At 38.9% G+C, this 24,995-nt stretch carries 28 protein-coding genes and 2 pseudogenes; 6 read left to right on the forward strand and 24 right to left on the reverse strand.

What is annotated here, in order from left to right; all coding sequences use genetic code 11:
* The 8 genes and pseudogenes from GBN19_RS04490 to GBN19_RS04525 form a co-directional block, all read right to left on the reverse strand.
* Positions 1-156 (reverse strand): annotated as a pseudogene (locus GBN19_RS04490) (IS4-like element ISAba33 family transposase); the annotation flags it as partial.
* A 108-nt stretch (positions 157-264) separates the two neighbouring features.
* Positions 265-483 (reverse strand): hypothetical protein, encoded by a 219-nt coding sequence (locus GBN19_RS04495; protein WP_151777328.1) that lies wholly within the window; start codon positions 481-483, stop codon positions 265-267.
* 123 nt (positions 484-606) lie between these two features.
* Positions 607-1,359 carry an adenosylcobinamide-GDP ribazoletransferase gene (locus GBN19_RS04500; RefSeq protein ID WP_151777329.1) on the reverse strand — a complete coding sequence of 251 codons (753 nt, stop codon included), beginning with the start codon at positions 1,357-1,359 and terminating at the stop codon, positions 607-609.
* A complete protein-coding gene (locus tag GBN19_RS04505) occupies positions 1,356-1,952 on the reverse strand; it encodes a histidine phosphatase family protein (RefSeq protein WP_151777330.1) in 597 nt (198 codons plus the stop codon). Before GBN19_RS04505 ends, GBN19_RS04500 begins: the two co-directional genes overlap by 4 nt.
* Entirely contained in the window at positions 1,953-3,005 is a 1,053-nt protein-coding gene (gene cobT / locus GBN19_RS04510) for a nicotinate-nucleotide--dimethylbenzimidazole phosphoribosyltransferase (protein ID WP_151777331.1), read from the reverse strand.
* Entirely contained in the window at positions 3,005-3,526 is a 522-nt protein-coding gene (cobU, locus tag GBN19_RS04515) for a bifunctional adenosylcobinamide kinase/adenosylcobinamide-phosphate guanylyltransferase (RefSeq protein ID WP_151777371.1), read from the reverse strand. The genes cobT and cobU overlap by 1 nt, the downstream gene beginning before the upstream one ends.
* Positions 3,527-3,535: 9 nt before the next feature.
* Positions 3,536-4,165, reverse strand: coding sequence for a 2'-5' RNA ligase family protein (locus tag GBN19_RS04520; protein WP_151777332.1), 630 nt, complete (start codon positions 4,163-4,165; stop codon positions 3,536-3,538).
* Between the two features lie 2 nt (positions 4,166-4,167).
* Complete coding sequence (locus tag GBN19_RS04525; protein WP_151777333.1) at positions 4,168-4,488, reverse strand: hypothetical protein; 321 nt, start codon at positions 4,486-4,488, stop codon at positions 4,168-4,170.
* A gap of 117 nt (positions 4,489-4,605) precedes the next feature.
* On the opposite strand from GBN19_RS04525, the gene GBN19_RS04530 reads away from it, so the two are divergent.
* From GBN19_RS04530 to GBN19_RS04540, 3 genes are all read left to right on the forward strand, one after another.
* Positions 4,606-5,031, forward strand: a complete 426-nt coding sequence (locus tag GBN19_RS04530) for an HD domain-containing protein (protein WP_151710837.1) — start codon at positions 4,606-4,608, stop codon at positions 5,029-5,031.
* Positions 5,032-5,095: 64 nt separating this feature from the next.
* Complete coding sequence (locus tag GBN19_RS04535) at positions 5,096-6,013, forward strand: LysR family transcriptional regulator (RefSeq protein ID WP_151710836.1); 918 nt, start codon at positions 5,096-5,098, stop codon at positions 6,011-6,013.
* A 254-nt stretch (positions 6,014-6,267) separates the two neighbouring features.
* Positions 6,268-6,708 carry an RcnB family protein gene (locus GBN19_RS04540; protein ID WP_151777334.1) on the forward strand — a complete coding sequence of 147 codons (441 nt, stop codon included), beginning with the start codon at positions 6,268-6,270 and terminating at the stop codon, positions 6,706-6,708.
* 38 nt (positions 6,709-6,746) lie between these two features.
* Here GBN19_RS04540 and GBN19_RS04545 read toward each other — a convergent pair whose 3' ends face one another.
* A complete protein-coding gene (locus tag GBN19_RS04545) occupies positions 6,747-7,406 on the reverse strand; it encodes an SOS response-associated peptidase family protein (RefSeq protein WP_151777335.1) in 660 nt (219 codons plus the stop codon).
* A gap of 120 nt (positions 7,407-7,526) precedes the next feature.
* The gene (locus GBN19_RS04550; protein ID WP_151777336.1) at positions 7,527-8,015 is read right to left on the reverse strand and encodes a RidA family protein; all 489 of its coding nucleotides are present in this window, start codon (positions 8,013-8,015) and stop codon (positions 7,527-7,529) included.
* Positions 8,016-8,427: 412 nt separating this feature from the next.
* Between GBN19_RS04550 and GBN19_RS04555 the strand changes: the two genes are divergently transcribed.
* From GBN19_RS04555 to GBN19_RS04565, 3 genes are all read left to right on the forward strand, one after another.
* Positions 8,428-9,420, forward strand: a complete 993-nt coding sequence (locus GBN19_RS04555; RefSeq protein WP_151777337.1) for a DUF1852 domain-containing protein — start codon at positions 8,428-8,430, stop codon at positions 9,418-9,420.
* A gap of 37 nt (positions 9,421-9,457) precedes the next feature.
* On the forward strand, positions 9,458-10,489 hold the full coding sequence (locus GBN19_RS04560) for a methionine synthase (protein ID WP_151777338.1): 1,032 nt from the start codon (positions 9,458-9,460) through the stop codon (positions 10,487-10,489).
* A gap of 197 nt (positions 10,490-10,686) precedes the next feature.
* Positions 10,687-11,178 (forward strand): flavin reductase, encoded by a 492-nt coding sequence (locus GBN19_RS04565; protein ID WP_151777372.1) that lies wholly within the window; start codon positions 10,687-10,689, stop codon positions 11,176-11,178.
* 291 nt (positions 11,179-11,469) lie between these two features.
* Here the strand turns inward: GBN19_RS04565 and GBN19_RS04570 are convergent.
* From GBN19_RS04570 to GBN19_RS04635, 14 genes and pseudogenes are all read right to left on the reverse strand, one after another.
* Positions 11,470-11,741, reverse strand: a pseudogene (locus GBN19_RS04570) (integrase core domain-containing protein); the annotation flags it as partial.
* A gap of 333 nt (positions 11,742-12,074) precedes the next feature.
* Complete coding sequence (locus GBN19_RS04575; RefSeq protein WP_151777339.1) at positions 12,075-14,240, reverse strand: malate synthase G; 2,166 nt, start codon at positions 14,238-14,240, stop codon at positions 12,075-12,077.
* A gap of 315 nt (positions 14,241-14,555) precedes the next feature.
* Positions 14,556-15,704, reverse strand: a complete 1,149-nt coding sequence (zapE, locus tag GBN19_RS04580) for a cell division protein ZapE (RefSeq protein ID WP_151710364.1) — start codon at positions 15,702-15,704, stop codon at positions 14,556-14,558.
* A gap of 268 nt (positions 15,705-15,972) precedes the next feature.
* On the reverse strand, positions 15,973-16,653 hold the full coding sequence (gene pyrF, locus GBN19_RS04585) for an orotidine-5'-phosphate decarboxylase (protein WP_151777340.1): 681 nt from the start codon (positions 16,651-16,653) through the stop codon (positions 15,973-15,975).
* A 30-nt stretch (positions 16,654-16,683) separates the two neighbouring features.
* Positions 16,684-17,043, reverse strand: coding sequence for a lipopolysaccharide assembly protein LapA domain-containing protein (locus GBN19_RS04590; RefSeq protein ID WP_151710366.1), 360 nt, complete (start codon positions 17,041-17,043; stop codon positions 16,684-16,686).
* Between the two features lie 24 nt (positions 17,044-17,067).
* Entirely contained in the window at positions 17,068-17,373 is a 306-nt protein-coding gene (locus GBN19_RS04595) for an integration host factor subunit beta (RefSeq protein WP_151710367.1), read from the reverse strand.
* Positions 17,374-17,530: 157 nt separating this feature from the next.
* Positions 17,531-19,204 carry a 30S ribosomal protein S1 gene (rpsA, locus tag GBN19_RS04600; RefSeq protein ID WP_151710368.1) on the reverse strand — a complete coding sequence of 558 codons (1,674 nt, stop codon included), beginning with the start codon at positions 19,202-19,204 and terminating at the stop codon, positions 17,531-17,533.
* A 94-nt stretch (positions 19,205-19,298) separates the two neighbouring features.
* A complete protein-coding gene (gene cmk, locus GBN19_RS04605; protein ID WP_151777341.1) occupies positions 19,299-19,988 on the reverse strand; it encodes a (d)CMP kinase in 690 nt (229 codons plus the stop codon).
* A 252-nt stretch (positions 19,989-20,240) separates the two neighbouring features.
* Positions 20,241-21,134 carry an amino acid ABC transporter substrate-binding protein gene (locus tag GBN19_RS04610; RefSeq protein ID WP_151777342.1) on the reverse strand — a complete coding sequence of 298 codons (894 nt, stop codon included), beginning with the start codon at positions 21,132-21,134 and terminating at the stop codon, positions 20,241-20,243.
* 174 nt (positions 21,135-21,308) lie between these two features.
* The gene (gene tadA, locus GBN19_RS04615; protein ID WP_151710372.1) at positions 21,309-21,815 is read right to left on the reverse strand and encodes a tRNA adenosine(34) deaminase TadA; all 507 of its coding nucleotides are present in this window, start codon (positions 21,813-21,815) and stop codon (positions 21,309-21,311) included.
* Positions 21,805-22,926 (reverse strand): enoyl-CoA hydratase/isomerase family protein, encoded by a 1,122-nt coding sequence (locus GBN19_RS04620; RefSeq protein ID WP_151710373.1) that lies wholly within the window; start codon positions 22,924-22,926, stop codon positions 21,805-21,807. Before GBN19_RS04620 ends, tadA begins: the two co-directional genes overlap by 11 nt.
* Positions 22,923-23,636, reverse strand: coding sequence for a uracil-DNA glycosylase (gene ung, locus GBN19_RS04625; protein WP_151777343.1), 714 nt, complete (start codon positions 23,634-23,636; stop codon positions 22,923-22,925). The genes GBN19_RS04620 and ung overlap by 4 nt, the downstream gene beginning before the upstream one ends.
* Before the next feature lie 24 nt (positions 23,637-23,660).
* On the reverse strand, positions 23,661-24,260 hold the full coding sequence (locus tag GBN19_RS04630; protein ID WP_151710375.1) for a 6-pyruvoyl trahydropterin synthase family protein: 600 nt from the start codon (positions 24,258-24,260) through the stop codon (positions 23,661-23,663).
* 104 nt (positions 24,261-24,364) lie between these two features.
* A complete protein-coding gene (locus tag GBN19_RS04635; protein ID WP_171494435.1) occupies positions 24,365-24,973 on the reverse strand; it encodes a TetR/AcrR family transcriptional regulator in 609 nt (202 codons plus the stop codon).
* Between the last annotated feature and the right edge of the window lie 22 nt (positions 24,974-24,995).

Below are 24,995 nucleotides of genomic sequence, written 5' to 3' on the forward strand. Positions count from 1 at the left end.
TAAGCACTTGATGGGTAAGGCTTTAGATGCAGAAGAAAGATTACATGTCTGTTTTACAATTAATGCCAGCATAATCAGTGTAAAACATTTTGCATGTGACTTGTTCCACTTTAGATATTTGTTTAAGCTGAGATGTAACTCATTGAAATGTGTCATCATATTCGTCGTAAGAAAACAAGTATTATGCCATTATTTCAATGAGTTATCTTTTTTTGTCGTGTACAAAGAATTTACCCGAATGTTTTGAGAATAAAAATCTAAAAACTAACTTTCGATCACTTTGTAAATTTTACGACTTGCTTCACTTTGAAATAAAAGTTCAATGGTTGGTAAAATCCGTTCACCGTAGATTTCAATAAAATCAACTTTTTGCTCTAAGGAATAATCATCACCATGTTCACCATCGGCCAATTCTTTTAACACTGCTTTCGCCATGTGATGCACATCAAATTGATCCTTGACATGAATATGAATCGTTCTCATTGTTCAATCCCTCATCCTGATTGATGATTTTTTATACCATATTTTTTACAAATGAGAATTTTTTTTAATTGTTAAAATTTTTCGCATTGTGCTGATTTTGTAAGTATCTTCAGCATACGAGCGTTATACAAAATATACGGAAGATAAAATGGCAGCACTAACTAAGCAAATACATTCAGAAATTTCAATACTCGCGCCTATTGTATCTCCAGTGATACCACCTAAACGGCGTACAAATAGATGACGTAAGTAAAATAAAGTACAACAAAAAATGAGTACGACCACGGCGATACGATCATTAAACATAGCAGCGGAAGCAAGACCCACAACTAAAATTGACCATAATATTTTACGTGGTAAATATTCAAGTAGCCCAGATCCCAGACCTTTTTGTCGAACATATTGGCAAGTTAAAAATAAAAATAAAACTGCAAAACGCCCCAACACAGGCAATACAATCAACCAATATAATTGTCGGGTCTGTAATAGCGTTTCTAATGCAACACATTTGAGCAATAAGACTAAAACCAAACTCAGAACACCAATTGGCCCACATTGTGGATCTTTCATAATGGTCAGTGTTCGCTCACGATCACCATACCCTCCAACCCAAGCATCGGCAGTATCGGCTAGACCATCAAGGTGCAAACCACCCGTCAACCCTACCCAAATACTCACCACCAAACCACTTATCAACAAAGTTGAACTATGTAAACTCAATAATCCCCAAGCCAAAAAATACAATAAGCCCCCCAACAAGCCTCCAATCACAGGATAAAAAATGAGTGAATAGGCATTTTGCTGAGGCGTCGGCAAGGATTTTAACTGAATAGGAAAGATCGTTAAAAACTGTAAGGCAATCCAGAATGGCATCATTCTTGAATCTCTTGAAGCTGTAGCTTGCTTGAAACACTAAATCTGATCATATGGGCTAACTCTGCTGGCATGCTGAGCAGCTGATTGAGCGCGTGTTGACGAGCAATACAGCGTAACCACTTAATCACACCGCCATGACTAATCAACAGAACGCTATGCCATTTTTGCTGCTCAGCCTGTGTGATCAACTGATGTAGTCCCAACTCTAAGCGCTGTTGAAACTGTAATAAATTTTCACCTTGTGGTGCGGCATATTGGGAGGGATCTTGCCAAAACTGACCCAATAATTCTGGTTCAGTTTCATGGATATGCTGCACGGTTTTTCCTTCCCAGCGACCAAAATAAAGTTCTTTAAATTCAGGCATCTCGATCAAAGGACAGCCCAACTGTTGCTGAATTTTCTGTGCAAATAAAGAACAACGCTGTAATGGTGAGCTGACAATAACATCCCAAACAGAATGCTCTTTAAGATGTTGATCTATGGTATTTTGCATCTGCTGCCAACCCTGCAAGGTAAGCGCATCATCCAAATGCCCTCGCAAGGTATGTCCTTGCTCAGTTTGACCATGCCTTAACACATCCAGTTGCAACATCTATTGCTTTTCACCTATCACGTCAGCTTGCTGAAAAGTTGCCATTTCATTATGTAATGCACATGCCATTTTCAAAATTCCCACGGCAACACCTGCACCACTCCCTTCACCTAAACGCAGGTTGAGCTGTAAGAGCGGTTGTGCATGAAGTTCTTTTAAAATACGACGATGCCCATATTCGGCAGATTGGTGTCCAAATAACATCCATGCGCGTACTTTGGGCTGAATTTGTACGGCAATTAATGCCGCCACAGAACTAATAAAACCATCTATCAGCATTGGAATCCCAACTTGCGCACAATGTAAATATGCACCAACCATTGCAGCAATTTCAAAACCACCCACTGCTGCTAAAATTTTGATCGGATCACCATCTACATGAGGACGGTGTAATTCTATAGCACGTTGGATCACCTGTTTCTTATGCTGTAACTTGGCATGATCAATTCCCGTACCAACGCCTGTCAGCACATCAGCCGATTCATTCAAAATTAAACATGCCAAAGCTGATGCTGAACAGGTATTGCCAATGCCCATTTCCCCTGCAATAAATAAATTGCTCTTGTGTTCGGCAGCCTGATCTACACTATTTTTACCAATCGTCATCGCAGCAATACACTGCGGCTCAGTCATTGCCACCGTTTCTACAAAATTTTGTGTTCCTGAAGCGATTGGATGTTGCTGTACCCCTTGATAATCATAAGCTTCCCCCACTGTGCCACAGTCAATTACTTGCAGGTGTGCATGATATTGCTTTGCAATCACACTAATGGATGCACCACCTGTAGTAAAATTATGTAGCATTTGACGAGTCACAGCTTGCGGATACGCTGAAATATTTTCCTGCATCACACCATGATCACCTGCAAACAAACTGATCCAAAGATGATCTACATTGGGCTGCTCAGTACGTTGTAAGCCTGCGAGTGTAATTGCGATTTCTTCTAAGTCACCCAAAGCACCTGTTGGTTTTGTGAGTTGAGCTTGTCGTTCTGTTGCTTTTTCTTGTGATACATGATCTAAATGGCGACAAGGCAATAACCACCAACTCATTATTCTACTCCTTTTAGTTGCATCGGAAATCCAGCAATGCAAAACACCACATGCTGGCACACTTGCCCCAAAGCCTGATGTAAACGTCCCGACTCATCCACAAAACGGCGCGTAATTTCACCCAATGGGATCACCCCAAGCCCCGTTTCATTACTTACCATGATGATTTCCGATTTTAATTTTGGTAATAATTCTAATAATTTCAAACATTCACGCCCCTGTAAATCAGGATCACTGGCCAATAGTAAATTACTCATCCAAATGGTTAAACAATCAACTAAGATAACCTGATGTTCCTGATCCAGTGCTGCAAGGCGGTCTGCCAAATAAATCGGCTCTTCAACCAATTGCCAGACATTTTGACAACGCTGCTGTTGATGATGAGCAATTCGCTGTGCCATTTCGTCATCAACTGCCTGCGCTGTTGCAATATAAATACGTGGTTTTTGTGTGTTTAATGCAAGTTGTTCTGCATAGCGGCTCTTTCCAGAACGTGCCCCACCCAAAACCAAATGCGATATCATGTCAGACTAACCTAAATAAAACCGATGATGGACACTCAACTGCCCTTGCAACTGACGTGCCTGATACGAACCAAACGTTAAATGTTGAAATTTAACTGTCCATACTTGAGTTGTTGTTTGATGAATTTGTTCTAAAATAGTATCAGCAGCAAATTCATCACGATATAAGCCCAAAGTCACATGTGGACAATAAATCATAGCATCAATTTCTTTGGCAACAGGCCAAAAACAGCGCCTTAACTGCAATAAAATATTATTTTCATCAATCACTTCCACAAATAAAGCACTTTGGAAGCTGCGAACTTTACCCAATTTTAATTCAAAACTGGATAATTTTAATTGTTCTAATAGCTGCATTTGTTGCTGGAGTTGCCGTTCATGAAAATGATCTGACAAATGCTGTAAATGAAATGGCGCTTGCCAAAAACCACACACAAATAACGTAATATGCCATTGGCGATGATTTGGCATATAAAGATAAGGTTCAAACTGCTGCTGTAAATCTTTTAGATACTGACCACAAGCACTATCCTCTATCTCTAAATACCAAAGGGAAAATTGATCGCGTCCTTTATGCCAATCTGAATAATCTGCATCCAAGCTTGCAAATGTGTGGCTATTGGGCTGTAAAAACATGACTAGAACTGAGCAATTCCTACATAGCGATATAAATCAGCAACACCGAGTTCCATTTGGTAAATGATAAAATGCTCAGCCTGAGCCTGTGTAATTTCATTAAAAATATTCAATTCTTGAGCATGAATTTCATCGACAGAATGTGCCAAGCGCCCTTCAAATTCATCTGCAATATATTCAAAACCCAAGTCCATCGCAATAAAAGCGGTATGCTGACAGGGTTGTAAATACTGCTCTTCATCCCAGTTTAATACGGCATGTTGACAATAGGGGCAAATCATATTGGTTTGCTCACCCCGAATTTGAATGAGTTGGTAATTCATAAAATATCAATTTTTTGCGGTAGCATAGTTTAAAATATTTTAAGATAAATAGCATTGAATGCTTTGAAATTGGTTATAATTTTATCAAAAGAATGGAATATCTTTTAAGGAATCAACATGGCAACTTTAGACAAAGCCATCACATTTGCAACACGCAAACATACAGGACAAGTTGACAAAGCTGGGCAACCTTACATTTTACACCCTCTGCGTCTCATGTTGAAAATGAAACATGAAACTCAGCAAATTGTCGCCGTATTACATGATGTCCTTGAAGATACCGATGCAACCATTGTGGATCTAATCTCTTTAGGGTTTTCTCAAGATGTCATAGATGCTGTCTGTGCCCTCACCAAAAAAGAAGGTGAAAGCCGAATTGAAGCGGCATGGCGTGCCGTTAAAAACCCAATTGCACGCGAAGTCAAACTTGCCGATGTTGCTGACAATATGGACATTAGCCGTATTACCCATCCGACTGAACGCGACTTTTTACGTTTAAAAGAATATCAACAAGTTCAGGAAATCCTGAAACACGGTATTTAAAACTTGTATCTGTTTATAAGAACGTATATTTTTTAGAGAATTTATCTCTCAGGTCAGCTCTGTAATGCTCAGCGATTTAGACGATTTTTATTGTTTTGCTTTAGTTGTTGAACACGGTGGTTTTAGTGCCGCAGAACGTGCAACCGATATTCCAAAATCCAAATTAAGTCGCCGTGTATACAACCTCGAAGAGCGTTTAGGTGTTCGACTGATTCAGCGTAGTTCACGACATTTTGCTGTCACTGATATTGGCATGAACATTTACCGCCATGCTCAAGTGATGATGAATGCTGCGCAGGCTGCTCATGATCTGATTGATCATTTAAGCGTTGAACCACGAGGAATTGTCAAAGTCAGTGTACCTGTTTCTGTTGCACAAAATGAATTTTCAAAAATACTGCCTAATTTTCTCAAACTCTATCCAGAGATTCGTCTACAGTTAATCGTTAGTAATCGTCGGGTAGATGTGATTAATGAAGGTGTCGATGTTGCCTTACGCGTGCGATCTAAAATTGATGATGACCCCGGTCTGATCGTTCGAAAATTTGACCGACATGAACAGCATTTATTTGCCAGTCAAGCTTACCTGAATCAATATGGCGACCTGAAAACACCCGATGATTTGGCACATCATAAAGTCCTCAGTATGGTGGATGAACATGCCGATCAATTTATGATTTTACATAATCAACAAAATCAACCCAGTAAGATTAAAATCAATCCAACAGTCATGGGTTCTGACTTAATGTTACTCTGCCAATTGGCTCGCCAAAATTGTGGAATTGCACTACTCCCAGATTCTATTACTGCGGACTATATTCAAACAGGCGAATTGGTGCGTGTTTTACCTGAGTGGAAAGCACCACATGGTATCTTGCATGCTGTTTATCCTTCTCGTCGTGGAATCTTGCCTGCCGTAAGAGTCTTTATCGACTACCTTGTTGAACATCTCAAATCAAATGATGATCTTGAACACTTCTGAGCAATATAGGCTTACAGCAAATATATTGAACTTTAATATAATGTTGCCAGATCTTCATTATTTACACTTAATATCTTGATAAATTAGCCACATATAAAGTATCGGATACACTTTTATATCTGAATAGAAGATTTGGATTGAGATATAAAGTGCATGATTAAGATGATATTTTCAAAATAAAGATGAATATCGCTTAGGCGCATTATTTTTATTCATGATAAATACACAAACAAAATGAAATGAGGAGAACTCTTGTGAAAACCCAATTGATGGCAATCACACTGACAATTACTACAGCATTATCTGCAGGCGCTGCTTTTGCAAACCCAAATGATGATCATCGTGGCGGTCCACAGCAACAGCAACCGAATAATCATCGTGGTGGTCAACAAGGCCCTCAAAACAATAATCGTCATGATGAACCTCAACAACGTGGTCAAGACAATCATGCTCCACGTTATCAGCAAAGTCCGCAAGCATATCGCCATGATATGCCTCGTCCAGGTCAAGAATGGCGTAAAGGCGGTCGTGTCCCAGCAAAATTCCGTGGCGCAAGCTACCAAGTGAATGACTGGCGTTCTCGTGACCTTCCTGCTCCACCACGTGGACACCGTTGGGTTCGCGTAAATGGTGACTATGTTCTTGTTGCTGTTGCAACAGGTGTCATCGCACAAATCTTACTTGGCGGTCACTAAGTTCTAAAAAAGAAAGCACCTTTCATAAGGTGCTTTCTTTATTCAAACATGTTCAATTGTGGAGATAACTTGATCATTTTTTCTTTCGGGACATGCTGACAGACAAACTCCTCTACAGGAAAGCCTTCCACAAAAGGTTGAATATTTGGATTTTTCCAATTCAACCACGCTTGTAAATGTTGCTGAGGAATGACGATCACTGAACGTTTTACATCGCCAGGTTCATGAAAATCCCTCATCATTGGATGATCTATCGCGTCCATAGTCAACATTGAAGCAGAACGAATAATCTGTTGATCTATTTTTGCGATTTCATATAAAGCAGCAATAAAAAAAGCACGACCATCTTGACGTCGTACACCCCAGCGCTGTGGCTTATTTTCAATATATTTGCTTTCATAAAATTCGGTGACAGGAATCACACCAAATTTATATTTAAGCGCTGAAGCCTGAAAACTGGGTTTTTGTAGAATAGTTTCATGTCGAGCATTATAGGTACGCTTTGCAATACCCAAATCTGTTGCCCATTTAGGAACTAAACCAAACATCACTTCACGCCACTCCATTTGCTGCTCAGCTTGGAACAGTAAAGGACACATTCCCATAGGATAAACTTCATCCGCATAAGAAAAACCGATATTGGGTAGATGTAATTGCTGTAACTGCAATAAAGTTAAAGGCTTAAAATTAGCACACATCTTTATGTCAAAAAAATTTATGCTCACTTCTGATTATCAACTAAAAATGTGTATTTTTCTAACTAACTATCATCCAAATCAATTCGATATGAGCGGCTAAGTACAATGCTGACAGTAAACCTATGTTATCGAAGAATTGGAAATCGCCACGACAAAACTTATTTCTACCGCAGCATTTTTGGGTAATTGACTGACCCCAACCGATGTCCGTGTATGTTTGCCTACATTTAAACCAAAAACTTCATATAGAATCTCAGAAGCGCCATCTGCAACTTCACTTTGTTGAGTAAAGTCAGCGGCAGAATGAACAAAAATATTCACCTGCAAAATCTTTTGAATAATTTTCAAGCAACCATAATGCTGTTTTAATATCGCCAAAGCACGCATAGTGCTAATACGTGCAGCAAGTTGTGCTTGAATAAGATTCACCTCTTGCCCAACTTTCCCTGTAACCTGAACAACATCACCTACTCGAGGAATTTGCCCACTTATATAAGCCAAACCCTGATGTTCGATGAGCGAAGTATATTTACCGCCAATTTTAATTTCAGAGAAATCAAACCCCAGTTTTTCAGCAGCCTGATTAAAACAAATATCACAATCAATCATTTAAATTATCCTTATAAAACATTATTTTATACTTTAATTTTAGCCAAAATAGATCAATACTGAACCCTAAAGATTCATCTCGACTGTTATTTTGACTATACCCTGAAAATTATTTTTATAGCGAATTTTCGATATATCAGACTGGAAGACAAACTGAGAAATATTCATTTTTATTTGATACCAATGCTATTGGATCATCTTTTGATTTGCTGTATTCTTGATCTGCATCGGTTGATTTATCATCAAAACACCATATCATCGCATTTCTATAAAATCCCCTCCAATTTCCAATAATGAATTTCACTCACTTTTTATTGAATTAATATCATTTTTATTCATGTCATGAATCGAGTATAAATGACTTCATTGAAGAAATTTAGATTTAATCTCAAAAATTAGGATGACAATCACCATGACTAAAGAGTTTGCATGTTCAATCAAACGCATTCGTTTTGATGAAAACTATCAACCAGCAGATAGCACACGTTTAACCACTAACTTTGCTAACTTAGCGCGTGGTGAGAGCCGTGAGCAGAATCTACGTAATACGCTTCGCATGATTAACAATCGTTTTAATGCTTTGGCACAAACTGACAATCCAAACGGTGATCGTTATTCACTTGAAATTGATATCATTTCTGCGGATTTAGATATTGAAGGCAATGGTAAGACTTTCCCAATCATTGAAATGCTGAAAAGCACGATTATCGATCATCATACCAATCAGCGTATTGAAGGCATGATCGGCAACAGCTTCTCATCTTATGTACGTGACTACGATTTTAGCGTGTTATTAAAAGAACATAATAAAGAGAACTCGACCTCTTACGCGCCAGAAGGTTTTGGTGATTTACACGGTAAACTGTATCAGTACCTTGTGAACTCAGATACTTTTAAAGCTGAGTTTAATCAACAACCTGTGATTTGCTTGAGTGTTTCAACCGCACGTAAATATTACCGTACCACCAATGAACATCCGATTTTGGGTGTTGAGTACAAGCAAGATCAGTACTCACGTACCGATGAGTATTTCCACAAAATGGGCTTACAGGTTCGCTTCTTTATGCCAAAAGGCAGTGTTGCACCTTTAGCATTCTATTTTGCAGGTGATTTACTGCGTGATTACACCGATTTTGAATTGATCAGCGCGATTAGCACCATGGAAACATTCCAAAAGATTTATCGTCCTGAAATTTACAATGCCAACTCATCAGCAGCGCAAGTATATCAGGCAAGTTTAGAGTACCCCGATTATTCATTGACGCGCATTGTCTATGACCGAGTTGAACGTGGTCAGCTTGCAGTCAAACAAGGTAAATGGACGGAAGAAAACTTTATCAAGCCATATCAAGACATTCTTGAACAATGGGCTGCAAATTACAACGTAGAGCGTAACGTTGCTTAATTGAACCGAAACAGAATTTAGAGATAGAAGATTTAAAATGGCAATTTTATTACCAACATCAACGGCTGGCAGCTTACCGAAACCGTCTTGGCTGGCAGAGCCTGAAAAACTTTGGTCACCTTGGAAACTTGAAGGTGAGCAACTGATTGAAGCCAAACAAGATGCTTTACGTCTGTCATTGCAAGAACAGCAACATGCTGGCATTGATATTGTCAGTGATGGCGAACAAACCCGCCAACATTTTGTGACGACTTTTATTGAGCATCTTGACGGTGTTGATTTTGAAAAACGTGAAACGGTACGTATCCGTAATCGTTATGATGCAAGCGTTCCCTCTGTTGTGGGTGCAGTGTCTCGTCAAAAACCTGTGTTTGTGGAAGATGCCAAGTTTTTACGCAGCCAAACCACACAACCCATCAAATGGGCGCTTCCTGGCCCAATGACCATGATCGACACTTTGTATGATGGTCATTACAAAAGCCGTGAAAAACTGGCTTGGGAATTTGCCAAGATTCTTAACCAAGAAGCTTTAGAGTTAGAAGCGGCTGGCGTAGACATTATCCAGTTTGATGAACCTGCGTTTAATGTGTTCTTTGATGAAGTGAATGACTGGGGCGTGGCAACTTTAGAACGCGCACTTGAAGGTTTAAAGTGTGAAACTGCAGTTCATATTTGCTATGGTTATGGCATTAAAGCCAATACCGATTGGAAAAAGACTTTAGGTTCAGAATGGCGTCAGTACGAAGAAGCCTTCCCTAAACTGCAACAATCTAAAATCGACATCGTTTCACTTGAATGTCAAAACTCTCGTGTACCGATGGATTTGATTGAATTGATTCGTGGTAAAAAAGTCATGGTTGGTGCGATTGATGTTGCAACCAATACCATTGAAACGGCTGAAGAAGTCGCGAATACGTTACGTAAAGCACTTCAGTTTGTGGATGCAGATAAGCTTTATCCTTCAACCAACTGTGGTATGGCACCTTTGGCACGTGAAGTGGCACGCGGCAAGTTACAGGCGCTCAGTGCAGGTGCTGAAATTATTCGTAAAGAGCTTGTAGGCCAATAATTGCGCGTGTGATCACTTCGGGCTGACCTCTTGAATGAAATAAGATTTAAAATTGTCATTCAGAAGGTCACCCGACCTTAATTCAAAATGAGTAGTGTTCTCTTGAGAGCACTTTCAGATGATGTGCCTATGTGACTGAATCGCGTGGTATAGCTAATCTCAACAAAAAGTTACGGTTCAAATTTAGGAACAAAATGATGATTGAAGCAGCAGACTTTCGAAATGCAATGTCGTTTTTAACCAGTGCAGTCAGTGTCGTCACCACAGCAGACATGTCTGATCGTTATGGATTTACAGCGTCTGCGGTGTGTAGTGTGACAGATACGCCACCGACATTATTGGTTTGCATGAATAAAGCTTCTAGTTCACATTCACATTTTGTTAAAAATAAGATCTTAACAGTCAATGTGTTAAGCGCACAGCAGGAACATCTTTCCAAAGCATTTTCATCTAAAATGACTACGGAAGAACGCTTTCAGCAGGGTGTCTGGACAGAACTAGAAACAGGCGCACCTGTATTAGAAGATGCATTAGTCAATTTTGATTGTGAAATTGATCAAATTCAGGAAGTGGGTACGCATACTGTATTTATGTGTCGCATTGTTGCGATTCAACAAGGTCAGCAAGAGCAAAGTTTAGTTTATTTTAACCGCGCTTATCACCATGTTGGATTAACAGAAATTGCTTAAAATTTCAGATTAGAAAATTCTATAGTCAACAGCTCACACAAGGTGAGCTGTGTTCAATAAAGTTAAAATCAGGCATTATCCAAGATCAATAGGATTTTAAATAGATCTGTTTTTGACCCTCACTAAAATTATCTAAAGATTGTGCCCAGCTTTCTTGAGGCCACCACAATTCAGCACGATTCGACATCGGGTAATACACTGCCGAATAGAGCAGCATTTACTAATGTGGTTCCGTTAATTAGACCACTCAATTCAGTTTTATAAGTGATAAATCCGCTCTAAATATTTAAATTATGCTGCCATTACTTTTAGTAAATGTTGATCATAAAATTCATTCGGTGTGGCCTTATTCAAACTTGAATGAGGACGTATCATGTTATAAAAATCCAAATACTCAGCAATGGATTGTTTCGCTTGTTTAACTGTATCGTAAGCCTTCAAATAGACTTCCTCATGCTTCACGCTGCGCCATAAACGCTCAATCATCACATTATCCATCTATGAGCAGTATACTGCGCAAGTTTACCATCCATACTGATACGGATATTTCGCAATTTTAACTCTATTTTCACTTTATCCGCCTATGATATATTTGGATGATTGGCAATCAAATCATCCGCATAAGTTTTCATGTCTTTTTTTATGCTTGAGAGCCTCTACCCCATGATGGAATTTTTGAGTATTTGGTGTTAGAAATTCTATATTTTGACCTAACTTAAGTAAAAAGTCTCCGACAAACTCAGTATGATTCAAAAATGTATGTATTACCTGAAAAAAGGCATAGGCTGTGTCCGAGAGTAGTTAAAGCAAAACCTGCAAAATATCCAAAGAAAAAATGCCAATCAGCTTAACTGACTGGCATTACTCCAAAGAGGCTTTTTAATTCAGGCAATCAATTAATCGCCTGTATAACCTTTCAATTTCAAACGTGCAGCATGAAGTAAAGGTTCGGTATAACCTGCGGGTTGTTCTGCACCTTTAAAAATCAAATCAGATGCAGCTTTGAATGCAATATTATTTGCAAAGTCAGTCGACATCGCAGTGTATTCAGGGTCATTGGCATTTTGTTCATCAACAATACGCGCCATGCGCTCTAGAACTTCCTGAACTTGTGCTTGAGTCACAATACCGTGACGCAACCAGTTTGCAACGTGCTGCGAAGAAATACGAAGTGTTGCACGGTCTTCCATTAAGCCCACATCATTAATATCTGGAACTTTAGAACAACCTACACCCAAGTCTACCCAGCGAACAACATAACCTAGAATACCCTGACAGTTATTTTCAAGTTCGTTATTAATCTCTTCAGCAGTCCAATTTGTTTCTGCTGCCAATGGTGGTGTCAACAAATCATTCAAAGGTAATGCTGTTTCTGATAGCAATTCTTGCTGACGTTGTGAAACATTACATTTATGATAATGGATCGCATGAATTACTGCGCCTGATGGAGATGGAACCCATGCACAAGATGCACCGGCTTGAGGATGCTCAATTTTAGTTTTATACATGTCAAGTAACATGTCTGGTTTTGGCCACATGCCTTTACCAATTTGTGCTTTACCACGCAAACCACATTGTAAGCCAATCATTACGTTACGGTTTTCATAAGCAGCAAACCATTTTTGGTTTTTCACTTCAGCTTTGCGTACCATCGGGCCTGCTTCCATAAAGGTATGGATTTCATCACCCGTACGATCCATAAAGCCCGTATTAATGAAAATGGTACGTTCTTTGGCAGCCGCAATACAGTTTTTCAAGTTGACAGATGTACGACGTTCTTCATCCATAATCCCGACTTTCAAGCTTTTCGCTGGTAAGCCAATCAACTGCTCTGCACGTTCAAATAGCTCAACTGCAAATGCAACTTCTTCAGGGCCATGCATTTTCGGTTTAACAATATACATGGAACCTTGACGCGAGTTTTTCACTTCATTTTGTCCCAAGATATCGACCTTAGACAATAATGGAGTGACTAAAGCATCCATGATGCCTTCGTAAATTTCTTCGCCATCGACCAAAATCGCAGGGTTTGTCATTAAATGACCTACATTACGTAGTAGCATCAATGAACGACCATGTACAGTTGTCGTGCTTCCCACCAAATTATGATAACTACGATCTTGATTTAGTTTGCGTTTTACAGTTTTTCCAGCTTTCTCAAAGGCATCTTCTAAAGTACCTTGCATCAAGCCTAACCAGTTACGGTAACCTTCAACTTTTTCTTCAGCATCAACTGCTGCAACAGAGTCTTCCAAATCTTGAATGGTGGTTACAGCAGCTTCAAGCACGATGTCTTTTACACTTGCACTGTCTGTTTGACCAATTGGGCTATTGGCATCAATTTGCACAATCGCATGCAAACCATTTTCTTTCAGCACGATTTCAGTTGGCTGAGCAGGTTCACCGTTATAACCTACAAATAATGCAGTATTTGCAAGTGTCGTTGTTGTACCATCTTTCAGTGTCACAACAAGTTGATTATTCTCTACAACATATGAAGTCACATCTGCATGTGAACCTTGTGCTAATGGGAAAATCTCATTTAAGAAATTTTTAGCAAACGCAACAACTTTAGCACCACGAACAGGGTTATAAGCCTTGGTTTTTTCTGCGCCATCAGTTTCAGGGATGACATCGAAACCATACAATGCATCATATAAAGAGCCCCAACGTGCATTAGCCGCATTTAAGCTATAACGTGCATTTCGCACAGGCACAACCAACTGAGGACCTGCAATTAGTGCAATTTCTTCGTCCACATTTTCAGTGCTAATTTGGAAATCTTCTACTTCTGGTAATAAGTAGCCAATTTCAGTCAAGAAAGCTTTGTAAGCTTCAAGTTCAAATCTGTTGTTACGATGCCATTCATCAATTTTTGCTTGTAGATCATCACGCTTAGCCAACAATGCTTTATTTTTTGGTGCAAGATCGACAACAATTTGTTCAAATCCCTTCCAATAGCTATCGCTGTCTAAACCTGAACCAGGTAGAGCTTCATTTTCAATAAAATCATACAATTCCTTAGCAATTGCAAGTTTGCCTTTTTGAATACGTGTAGTCATTGTCTTTCCTGATTTTGCTACTTTTTATTACCGAGATATTCAGTATAAACATTTATACTGGTCTGAATAGCTTTATTACCTTGCGAAATAGCGAATATTTCAAAAACAACAAAATACCACTATCTATTTGTTATATAAAAATAAAATACAAAATAAAACCATGTAAATTATTTTCAACATATCTATACTTAGACTAAAGTGCCAGTTGTTATCAATACAACTTTAACGACTCTAACAAATTTTAAACAACAGCGTCTATGCTTTTATTTTGAACATATGTAAGAAAATAAAAGCGCCTTAAAGGCGCTTTTATTGTTAAATTTCTTTTTGTTTATCAGCTGTTTGTTGTATCTGTCGATGCTCAGAATTCAAATAATCATCCGATTGCATTTCAAGTAACCGTGATCGGGTACGCTCAATTTCAAATGCAAGTTTCTCACCCGAATAAATCTCAATAATACTGTCTTGAGAAGTTAGCAACAATTTGACGCCACGGTCATAAAATTCATCAACCAAATAGATAAAACGACGTGTTGCATCACTGATTTGGTCAGTCAAATGTGGGATATGACTCACTAAAACTGTATTATAAATATTAGCAATTTCAATAAAATCTGCGGGGCTACGTGGTTTTAAACACAGTTCTCTAAACTCACACCACAGCACATCTTGACTATGCCCTAAAGTTTCAATCTGACGATGATTAATCTCAATGCTACTTTTTTCAATATGCTGTGATTGTGTTAAAGCATGGAAACGCTCATCTAACCATTGATCTGCTTCAGGTGTTAATGGATTTTTAAATAACTGCGCTTGCTTTAAAACACGCAAACGATAATCCACACCTGCATCAACATTTAAAACCGCACAGTTTTCCTTCACCATTTCAATGGTCGGTAAAAAGCGATCACGGTGAATGCCATTTTTATATAAACCATCTGGTGCAATATTTGATGTTGCAACAAGCGTAATACCACGTTGAAAGAGCTTTTGAAATAAATCGCTCAAGATCATGGCATCTGTGACATTTGAAACGAAAAATTCATCAAAACAAATAATCACCGCATCTTTATAGATTTGGTCTGCAACAGTATCTAATGGATTTCGTTGACCAGAAAGCTTATTCAACTCTTTATGGACATATTGCATAAAGTGGTGAAAATGCATCCGTGTTTTACGTCGAAATGGAATAGAGTCAAAAAATTGATCCATTAACCATGTTTTCCCACGACCAACACCACCCCACATATACACACCCTGTGGTGTTGTTTGGCGGCGAAACCGACGAAAGGCTTTTTTAGAGGCTTTATAACGGCTAATGAGCTCTTGCCAAACACGTTCTAATTCATTTACAGCTTGTGCTTGCGCATCATCAGACATAAATTGCCCTGAAGATAAGGCTTGTGCATAGCGTTCCGCAGGAGATAATGCGACTGTACTATTTTCAGATTTAGGATTAAACATAAGCTTCAATATTCGATAAATTGAACAACTTTGTAATAACTAAGTCGTTAGGTTTATGTTCCCAATAAAGTTGGAATACATAAATGCTGTGATTTAAAAAACTCATTCCCTTGTACTATAAACGCTGAATAAATCACCTATTCATCCATGTTTTTCTCAGCACAATTCGCATGTATTATTTGATAAAGCTATGCTTAATTTCAAGCTTTTTAGTTATGAACTTGCAAAAGATGCTTTTAGATACGGATCTTTTGCAAGCACTTCTCTTTTACAATGTCGCTAAAATATCATGTACAACTTGCTGAGGATTTTCAGCTTGTGTAATTGGGCGACCAATAACCAAATGCGTAGAGCCATCTTGCATTGCCTGTGCAGGCGTCACAATGCGTTTTTGATCATCCGCATTTGCACCTACAGGACGAATACCTGGTGTAACTAATGCAAATTCACTTCCCAAGTCCTGACGCAAAATTTTAGCTTCTTGTGCAGAACATACCACACCATCTAGCCCGCAATCATAAGTTAATTTAGCCAAGCGACGAACCTGATCTACTGGCTCAATATCCAAACCAATATCGCGAAGATCTTCACGTCCCATTGATGTTAAAACTGTCACGGCAATCAATTGAGTAGAGTAGTTTCCAGCTTTTAGACGTTCAACGCAGGTTTCCATCATCTTGCGACCGCCAGATGCATGTACATTGACCATCCAAACCCCAAGATCTGCTGCAGCACAAACCGCTTGGGCAGTTGTATTCGGAATATCATGAAACTTCAGGTCTAAAAAGACCTCAAACCCCAAATGGTGCAATTCTTTTACAACTTGTGGACCTTCATGCGTAAATAGCTCTTTACCCACTTTTAAACGACACAATTCAGGATCAAGCTGTTCAGCAATTGTTAAAGCTTGGGCTTGGCTTTTTGCATCTAAAGCAACAATAATACTCAAGGACTCATTCCAACCAAAAAATAAAGCCCATTATAATGGGCTTTTATCTTCGGGGCTAATATCCAAACTAGTTTTTTCAGATCGCTGATGTGCAATTGCTTCCGTAGCAGCCAATTGAGCATGCTGAATTTGCTCTTTACGAAGTTGGTCAATCTCTTTATGCAAACGCTGGATTTCCCAACGACTTTGGAATACACGAAAAACTTGTACACCTAATAGCAAACCTAAAATTACACCTAAAGCAAGCGTAATTAACACCAATAAACCCACTCTCATTTCAGGAACATGGCTAAACCATAAATCCACAGAAACAGGAGTCCCATTTAGCAAAACTAATGCTAACGAATAAATAAATAATATAATTAATACAACAATGAGGATAAAGCGCATAAGCCCTCCTACATGAGCATTTAATTATTCATCCGCAGATTCGTTAACTGCATCACGCAGTGCTTTACCAGGTTTAAAATGAGGAACTGCTTTTGCCGCAACCTCAACAGACTTACCTGTTTTCGGATTACGACCTACGCGTGGTTCACGATGATGCAATGCAAAACTTCCAAAACCACGAATTTCAATACGATTGTCCGATGACAACGCTTCAATCATTTGATCTAGCATGATTTTTACCGCTTCTTCAACAAGAGGCTCAGCCAAATGTGGATTTTTCAAAGCAATACGTTGTATTAAATCAGATTTATTAAGTGCTTCTGTAGTCATCTATGACCTCATTGGTTTATATCGATTTATCAGTCAATTGATAATAACCCGTTTAAATACAAAACGGTAGCGCAGTATACCAATACTACGCTACCGTTTACAGTAATTAAATACAAAGTATCAATTAGTTACACTAAATTGCTACTTTTTTTATTTATTACTTCATTTGAGCTTTGATCAAATCACCAATAGTCTTAGGACCATTGTCTTGACCAGCAGCTGCTTGACGTAAGTTAGCAACAGCTTCTTTCTCTTCAGCTTCGTCTTTCGCTTTGATAGACAAGTTGATAGAACGAGATTTACGATCAACATTAATGATCTTCGCTTCAATGTCTTGACCAACTTCTAAGAATTTAGTTGCATCTTCAACGCGATCACGGTTGATTTCAGAAGCTTTTAATTGAGCTTCAACTTCGTCAGCCAACTTAACAGTAGCGCCTTTAGCATCAACTGCAGTTACAGTACCTTTAACCAAAGCACCACGTTCGTTAGCAGCTAAGAAGTCATTGAATGGATCGCTGTTTAATTGCTTGATACCAAGGCTGATACGGTTACCTTCAGCGTCTACAGACAAGATAACAGCTTCAACAGTGTCACCTTTCTTGTAACGACGGATAGCATCTTCGCCTTGTTCGTTCCAAGAAATATCAGACAAGTGAACTAGACCATCGATACCACCTGGTAAACCGATGAAGATACCAAAGTCAGTGATAGACTTGATCGTACCTGAAACTTTTTCACCTTTGTCATGGTTTTTAGCAAACTCTTCCCATGGGTTAGCACGAGTTTGTTTGATACCAAGAGAAATACGACGACGTTCTTCATCAACTTCAAGAACCATAACATCAACTTCATCACCAATCTGAACAACTTTAGATGGGTGGATGTTTTTGTTTGTGTGGTCCATTTCTGAAACGTGTACTAAACCTTCAACGCCTTCAGCGATTTCAGCAAAGCAACCGTAGTCAGTTAAGTTGGTAACGCGAGCTTTAACGATAGAACCTTTAGGATAACGGCTCATGATCGCTAACCATGGATCTTCACCAAGTTGTTTAAGACCTAGTGAAACACGATTACGCTCTTTGTCAAATTTAAGTACTTTAACAGTAACTTCTTGACCAACTTCAACAACTTCTGATGGGTGCTTGATACGTTTCCAAGCCATGTCAGTGATGTGAAGAAGACCATCAATACCGCCAAGGTCAACGAATGCGCCGTAATCAGTAAGGTTCTTAATAGTACCTGTAACTGTTTGACCTTCTTCAAGCTGAGCAAGAAGAGCTTCACGGTCAGCTGAAGATTCAGCTTCCATAACAGCACGACGAGATACAACAACGTTGTTACGTTTAGCATCAAGTTTGATTACTTTGAACTCTAACTCTTTACCTTCAAGGTGAGTTGTATCACGAATAGGACGTGTATCAACTAAAGAACCTGGCAAGAACGCACGAACTGGACCGATGTCAACAGTGAAGCCGCCTTTAACTTTACCAGAAATAATACCAGTAACGATTTCGCCATCTTCAAAGATTTTTTCAAGTTTAGTCCAAGTTTCAGCACGTTTTGCTTTTTCACGTGATAAAACTGTTTGACCCATGCCGTTGTCAAGTGCCTCAACAACAACATCAACAGTATCGCCAACTTGAACTTCAAGTTCACGTTGGTCGTTTAAGAATTCTGCACGGTCAACAACGCCTTCAGATTTAAGGCCAGTGTCAACAGTTACCCAGTCGTCATCGATGCTTACTACAACACCAGAGATGACTGCACCCTTTTCAACGTTTAAATTTAATTCGCTTTCTTCAAAGAGGGCTGCAAAAGATTCGGTCATGTTATACCTGATAAAGTCAACAGTCTTGGATCAGTCAAGGCTGGTTTAGTTACACTGACACATCATCCATAAATCTGATCAAGCGATGTATCAGCTAAAGTGTTTTTGCTAATTGCACATCGATATAATTGACCATTTGCATAAAAACTTCGTCGATTGTTAAGTATGAACTATCAATCACTAAGGCATCTACTGCTGGCTTGAGTGGAGCAACTTCGCGCTCCATATCTCGTTTATCTCGTGCTTGTATGTTAGCTAAAATGTCAGCTATTTTAGCATCCTCACCCATGCTCTGCAACTGTTTTGCACGACGTTCGGCCCGAGATTGTGCGGTCGCCGTGAGATACAATTTTGCTTGAGAATGTGGAAAAACCACTGTCCCCATGTCCCGCCCATCTGCCACAAGACCTGGTGTTTGTGCAAAATCTCGTTGGCGTTGCAATAAAGCAGCTCTCAACTCTGGAACAACTGCAACTTTAGATGCAAATGCACCCACTTCTTCTGTTCGAATCACTTGGGATACATCTTCACCATCAAGCACAACCTGAATGCCTTGTGATGTAGGTAAAAATTCGATGTGCAAATTACGAGCAATATTCACACAATCAATTAGATTTTCATGAATCTTGGTGATAAGGTTTTGTCTTTGTAAGGACAAACCCAGTAAACGATAGAGCGCTCCAGAGTCCAACAGATGATAACGATAATGTTGAGCAATTTTTGTAGCCAATGTCCCCTTACCTGAGCCACTTGGCCCATCAATCGTAATTACATGAATATTCATAAGGGTTCCAAATGCAAATTTTAATATCTAGGTTAATCTATAATAAATAGTCTGCATTCTGCATGAGGCAAATTCAATCCTCTTTTATTATTTTTAGTGAGAAAATTCACAATATTTTAAGAAAAATTGTGATGATTGTTTTTATTTAAACTTATTTCAAGAATTTTATTTATTCATCTAGATTTAATTACACTTTTATAATTTAATGTGATGTTTAGCCAATAAAATCAGCTAAACATCAAAATTTTTAAATTAATTACCTGCATCAGTAGGACGAGCACGCAATACTTTATTTGCTTTATTTAACGGCATATTTACAGCAATATTACGTGGTGGAATTGGAGATAAGAACCATTTTTTATACAATTGATCCATTTTCCCAGAATGCCACAAACCTGTAACAACTTTATCTGCAATTGCTTTCATTTTTGGATCATTGTTTGGCAACATAATCGCATATGGATCTACAGACAATGCAGTTCCCACGATTTTATAATCATGTGGGTGCCCTGAAGTTGCAATTAAGCCTGCTAAAGTTGAATCTGCCCCCACAAATGCCTCTGCTTTTCCTGCTGCAAGTAAAGCAAATGATTGTGCATGATCTTGTCCATAAATTTTATGGATTGTTAAATCTTGACCACGCACGCTACGCTTCAAATATTTGTCTGCAATCACGCCTGCTGTCGTTACTACAGTTTTTTTATCTAGATCATCCAATTCTTGTACAGGAGAATTGCTTTTGACCGCCATACGAATCTCAGCCATATAATAGTTGGTTGAGAAATCTACTTCACGATCACGAATGACTGAATGTGTAGATGTTCCACACTCCATATCAATCTGACCAGATCGCAACATCGGAATACGTTCTGTTGGATTAACTGCCTTGTACACAACGCGCAAATTTGGCATATGTAGATCTTTCTTGATCTCTGCAGCAACATCATTACAGATATCAATTGCATATCCCATTGGGCGTCCATTCACCACATAGGAAATAGGCTGTGATGATACGCGATGACCAATCACAATAGTTCCTGTTTTTTGAATTTTAGCTAATGTATCTGTTGCAAAAGCCGATGTCGCTGACAGAGATAAACCACAAAGTACAACTGATGTACAAATTTTTCTAAGACCCGATTTCATATTTTCCCTTTTATGCTCATATCAATATTTATAATGTCCTTAATACTGACACTCACATTTAAATATAATTTATGAACGCACAAATATAGGTCATTTCCAATAAATTAACAGTATAATCATAAATTGTATGAACAAAAATAGAGCATAAGATTTTTAACGAACCAAAACGATGCTTTATTGTTTTTTTTGCGCTCTGCGCTTTTTGAAAAATGCACTCAGCAATGCACTGGCCTGTTGCTCCAGGCAACCATGTTGGTATTCAAATACATGATTATAATAGCCATTATTGCTTAATAGTTGTCGAGCGCTAAGCAGTGATCCTGCTTTTGGCTCAGATGCAGCAAAGATAACTTTTTGAATACGTGCATGCACTAGTGCCCCCACACACATAGTACAAGGCTCTAAAGTGACATAAAGTACAGCATCGTCAGGCAGGCGATAGTTTTGAATACGTGCGCACGCATCACGCAATGCAACAATTTCAGCATGTGCTGTTGGGTCATGTAAGGTGATTGGAGCATTGTATCCCACTCCAATCACCCTATTTTGGCTCACAATAATAGCACCAACAGGAATTTCACCATGCATTTCTGCAAAACTCGCTTGTTCCAAAGCGAGATGCATCCATTTTTCATCATCAGTTGTAAACGGATAGCGCTCAGGTATAACTTCAAATGACATGATATTGTTTTAAAATCGCGTTCCAGCTTTCAATGGTTGTGATTGGTGGGCATGCACCTAAAATTCCTTTTAAGCTCAACTCATCATATTTTTGCCATTCTGGTGATAAATCCTTATCCACCAAACGAGCACGAACACCTTCTACAAAATCAGGATGGCGAATTTTCCAGTCCGAGATCTGTTGCTCCAGATCAAAAACTTCATTCCAAGAATGAACATGCCGCCCCCATTGCCACAACAACCAAGTCAGTGCAGCTGTCACAGGCGAGCCTTTTTGCAAATTTTCACTGGCTTGACGCAACCAGTCACTTCGAGCATCACTTAAACCAATAATCGCTTCATAGTCATACTCAAAATGCACACCACGACAGACACTGTGCAACACATCAAGAGAGTTTTGCAAAGGCCCAGCACCAACAGGACGGTGTAGACTATTTAAAGTATCATCAATTGCTCTAAAATCCCCAGCAGGATAATGTTCCCAATCGATACTCATCACTTTTTTTAAGACAACATCACGTTGAGCATCACAAATATGAGTCGCCCAACCAATCGCATATGCACCTGCTGAGGTCATAATCGAACCCGTTAGCCCCGTAAACAGACCAACAGCCCCTCGATCTGCTAGGAAACGCGTACCACCCACATCTGGATATAAACCAATATTGATTTCTGGCATTGCTAAACGTGAATAAGGTGTTACCAAACGAAATGGTGCTGCCATGAACAAACCAAGACCACCCCCCATGACATAACCTTCACCCCAAACTACAATCGGCTTCGCATAATTATGTAATAAAAGGTCTAATGCATATTCTTGTTTAAAAAATTCAGCAGCTGTATCGGCTTCATTTTCAAGCACAAGTTGGCGTAATTTACGCACATCACCACCAGCACAAAAAGCTTTAGGTGTGGTTGAATCTAACCAAATCGCTTTGACTGTGTCATCATGATGTAAATCTTCAAAGACTTCTCTTAATGCTTTCACAATGGAAAGATCAAGCGCATGTAAAGATTTTGGTCGATTTAAGCGTACAATACGCCAACCATTTTCTGCGTGTTCAACAATAAGGTCCGAATGATACTGCTGAGTATTTAGAGGTTGTGTCATGCGTCCAGCTGCCAGTTTATTGGCTCAATGCCATGTAGTTTCAGATAATTATTGGTCTTAGAGAACACTTTACAGCCAAAAAATCCACCACGATTTGCGGCAAGTGGTGATGGATGAGCGGCTGTTAATACCAAATGTTTCTCTCGATTAATTCGTTGCCCTTTACGCTGTGCATACGCACCCCACAGAATAAAGACAATATGTTCACGTTGTTCATTTAACACATCAATAACATGGTCGGTAAAATCTTCCCAACCTTGTTTCTGATGTGATGTAGGCTGACCAGCTTCTACAGTTAATACACTATTGAGCAACAGTACCCCCTGTTCTGCCCATTGTGTCAAATCGCCATGTTTAGGCATATTTAAACCGAGATCTGTGTGCAACTCATGGAAAATATTACGTAAAGATGGAGGTAATGCAACCCCTTTTTGTACAGAAAAGCTTAAACCATGTGCCTGATTGGGGCCATGATAAGGGTCTTGCCCTAAAATGACAACTTTCACTTGCTCTAATGGTGTTGTATTTAAAGCATTAAAAATCAATGTGCTTGGTGGGTAAATCGTTTTCTCTGCAAGTTTCTGTTCACGTAAAAAAGTTCGTAAATGATCCATTTTGGAGCCTAGCAAAAAATCCTGTAATGACTGCTTCCACGAATGATCAAGCTGAACTTTACTTAATTTTTGCTGTTGCTCTGCGGTTAATTCCATATCAAAATACGACTCAATTCAGACTTAAGAAATTTTTACTTGTAATTCAACGGCTGGATTTAAAAATTTTAACCCTTGCTTTAAGTTTTCATACATTTTCGGATCTGACCATTCAGCCTGAACTTGCTCTGAAAACTCAATCTGCTCTAATGCCAAAATGCCCATTTGCGTATTTTCGATATCATCTAAAAAGCTCTGTGCATAACCTGTATCGGTTTCATGTACAATCACTGAATAAACCTCGACATCACCCTCACCATTTTGGGTCTGGGTTGATTTTAGGACTTCTTGAGCTAAATAAAAGAAAATTCGGGAAAATTGCTCTGCCGATGGTGATACAGGCAAGCTAATCCAACGCGCACTGAAGGTTTTACATGCCTGAATGTATTCAGCGCTATCTTGATTCCAAAAACAAATAGCATGATCAAAACTATCAAATAATTCTTTAATCACACCTTTGAGCAAGCCAAAATCATAGACCATTTGTCCATGATCTAGCTTCGAGGCTTTAAGCAATAACTCAACTTTGTAACTGTGGCCATGAATGGAGCGTTTGCAACGATCCGAGGTACAATTTCTTACAATATGAGCATTCTCAAACTTAAATAACTTACGAATTATCATGGGAGTTATAAATAACAATGAATCTTGACTAGGACAGTCGATTATAGAACAAAAGTTAAATACTGCGGAATAATTTTCATCTCAAGTTGCATTTTACCCACAGATCAGCTTTGTGTATGAGGGTGCTGCAAAGGCAATGCCAAAGCTTGCTCAATATATGCAACTTTTAAACTATCGCGTGATCCCAAATAACGTTGGTAGAAGCTTGAATTGAGTAATACTGCTGCACCATAGGTCAGCGCCCAAATGCCTGCCAAATAATCACGCACTGTCATTTTGCTTTGGATAGATGTCAAATAATCTTCAGTCATTTGAATAATAATACGTAAACGCTGACGACGGATTTGATACAACTGGCTAAATAAAGCATGTACACCCGTACCAGTCATCGAAAGTTTTTCTTCAATGCTATGAAATAGCACTGTCCGTTCAGCATGATGTAAATGATGTAACATAAAAAATGCGACAAGCTCTGCAAAATTTTTACTTGCGTCTTGCAACATGACCAATAACATCTGTTCATTACGCATCAATAACAGCATGTAAAGCTCATCTTTACTTTGAAAATGCTTATATAGTGTCCCTTTGGCAAGATCTAATTCAGATGCTAATGCATCTAGAGTCATACCCGCCTCACCATTTTCTAATAATAATTGTTCAGCAACTTGAAATACCAATGCTTCTCGTGCACGAAACTGTGCTTGTCGATCCATCTTCATTGTCTTGTTTTATTCC

This window comes from Acinetobacter brisouii, assembly GCF_008993995.1.
In the GTDB taxonomy this organism is placed as follows: domain Bacteria; phylum Pseudomonadota; class Gammaproteobacteria; order Pseudomonadales; family Moraxellaceae; genus Acinetobacter; species Acinetobacter brisouii_A.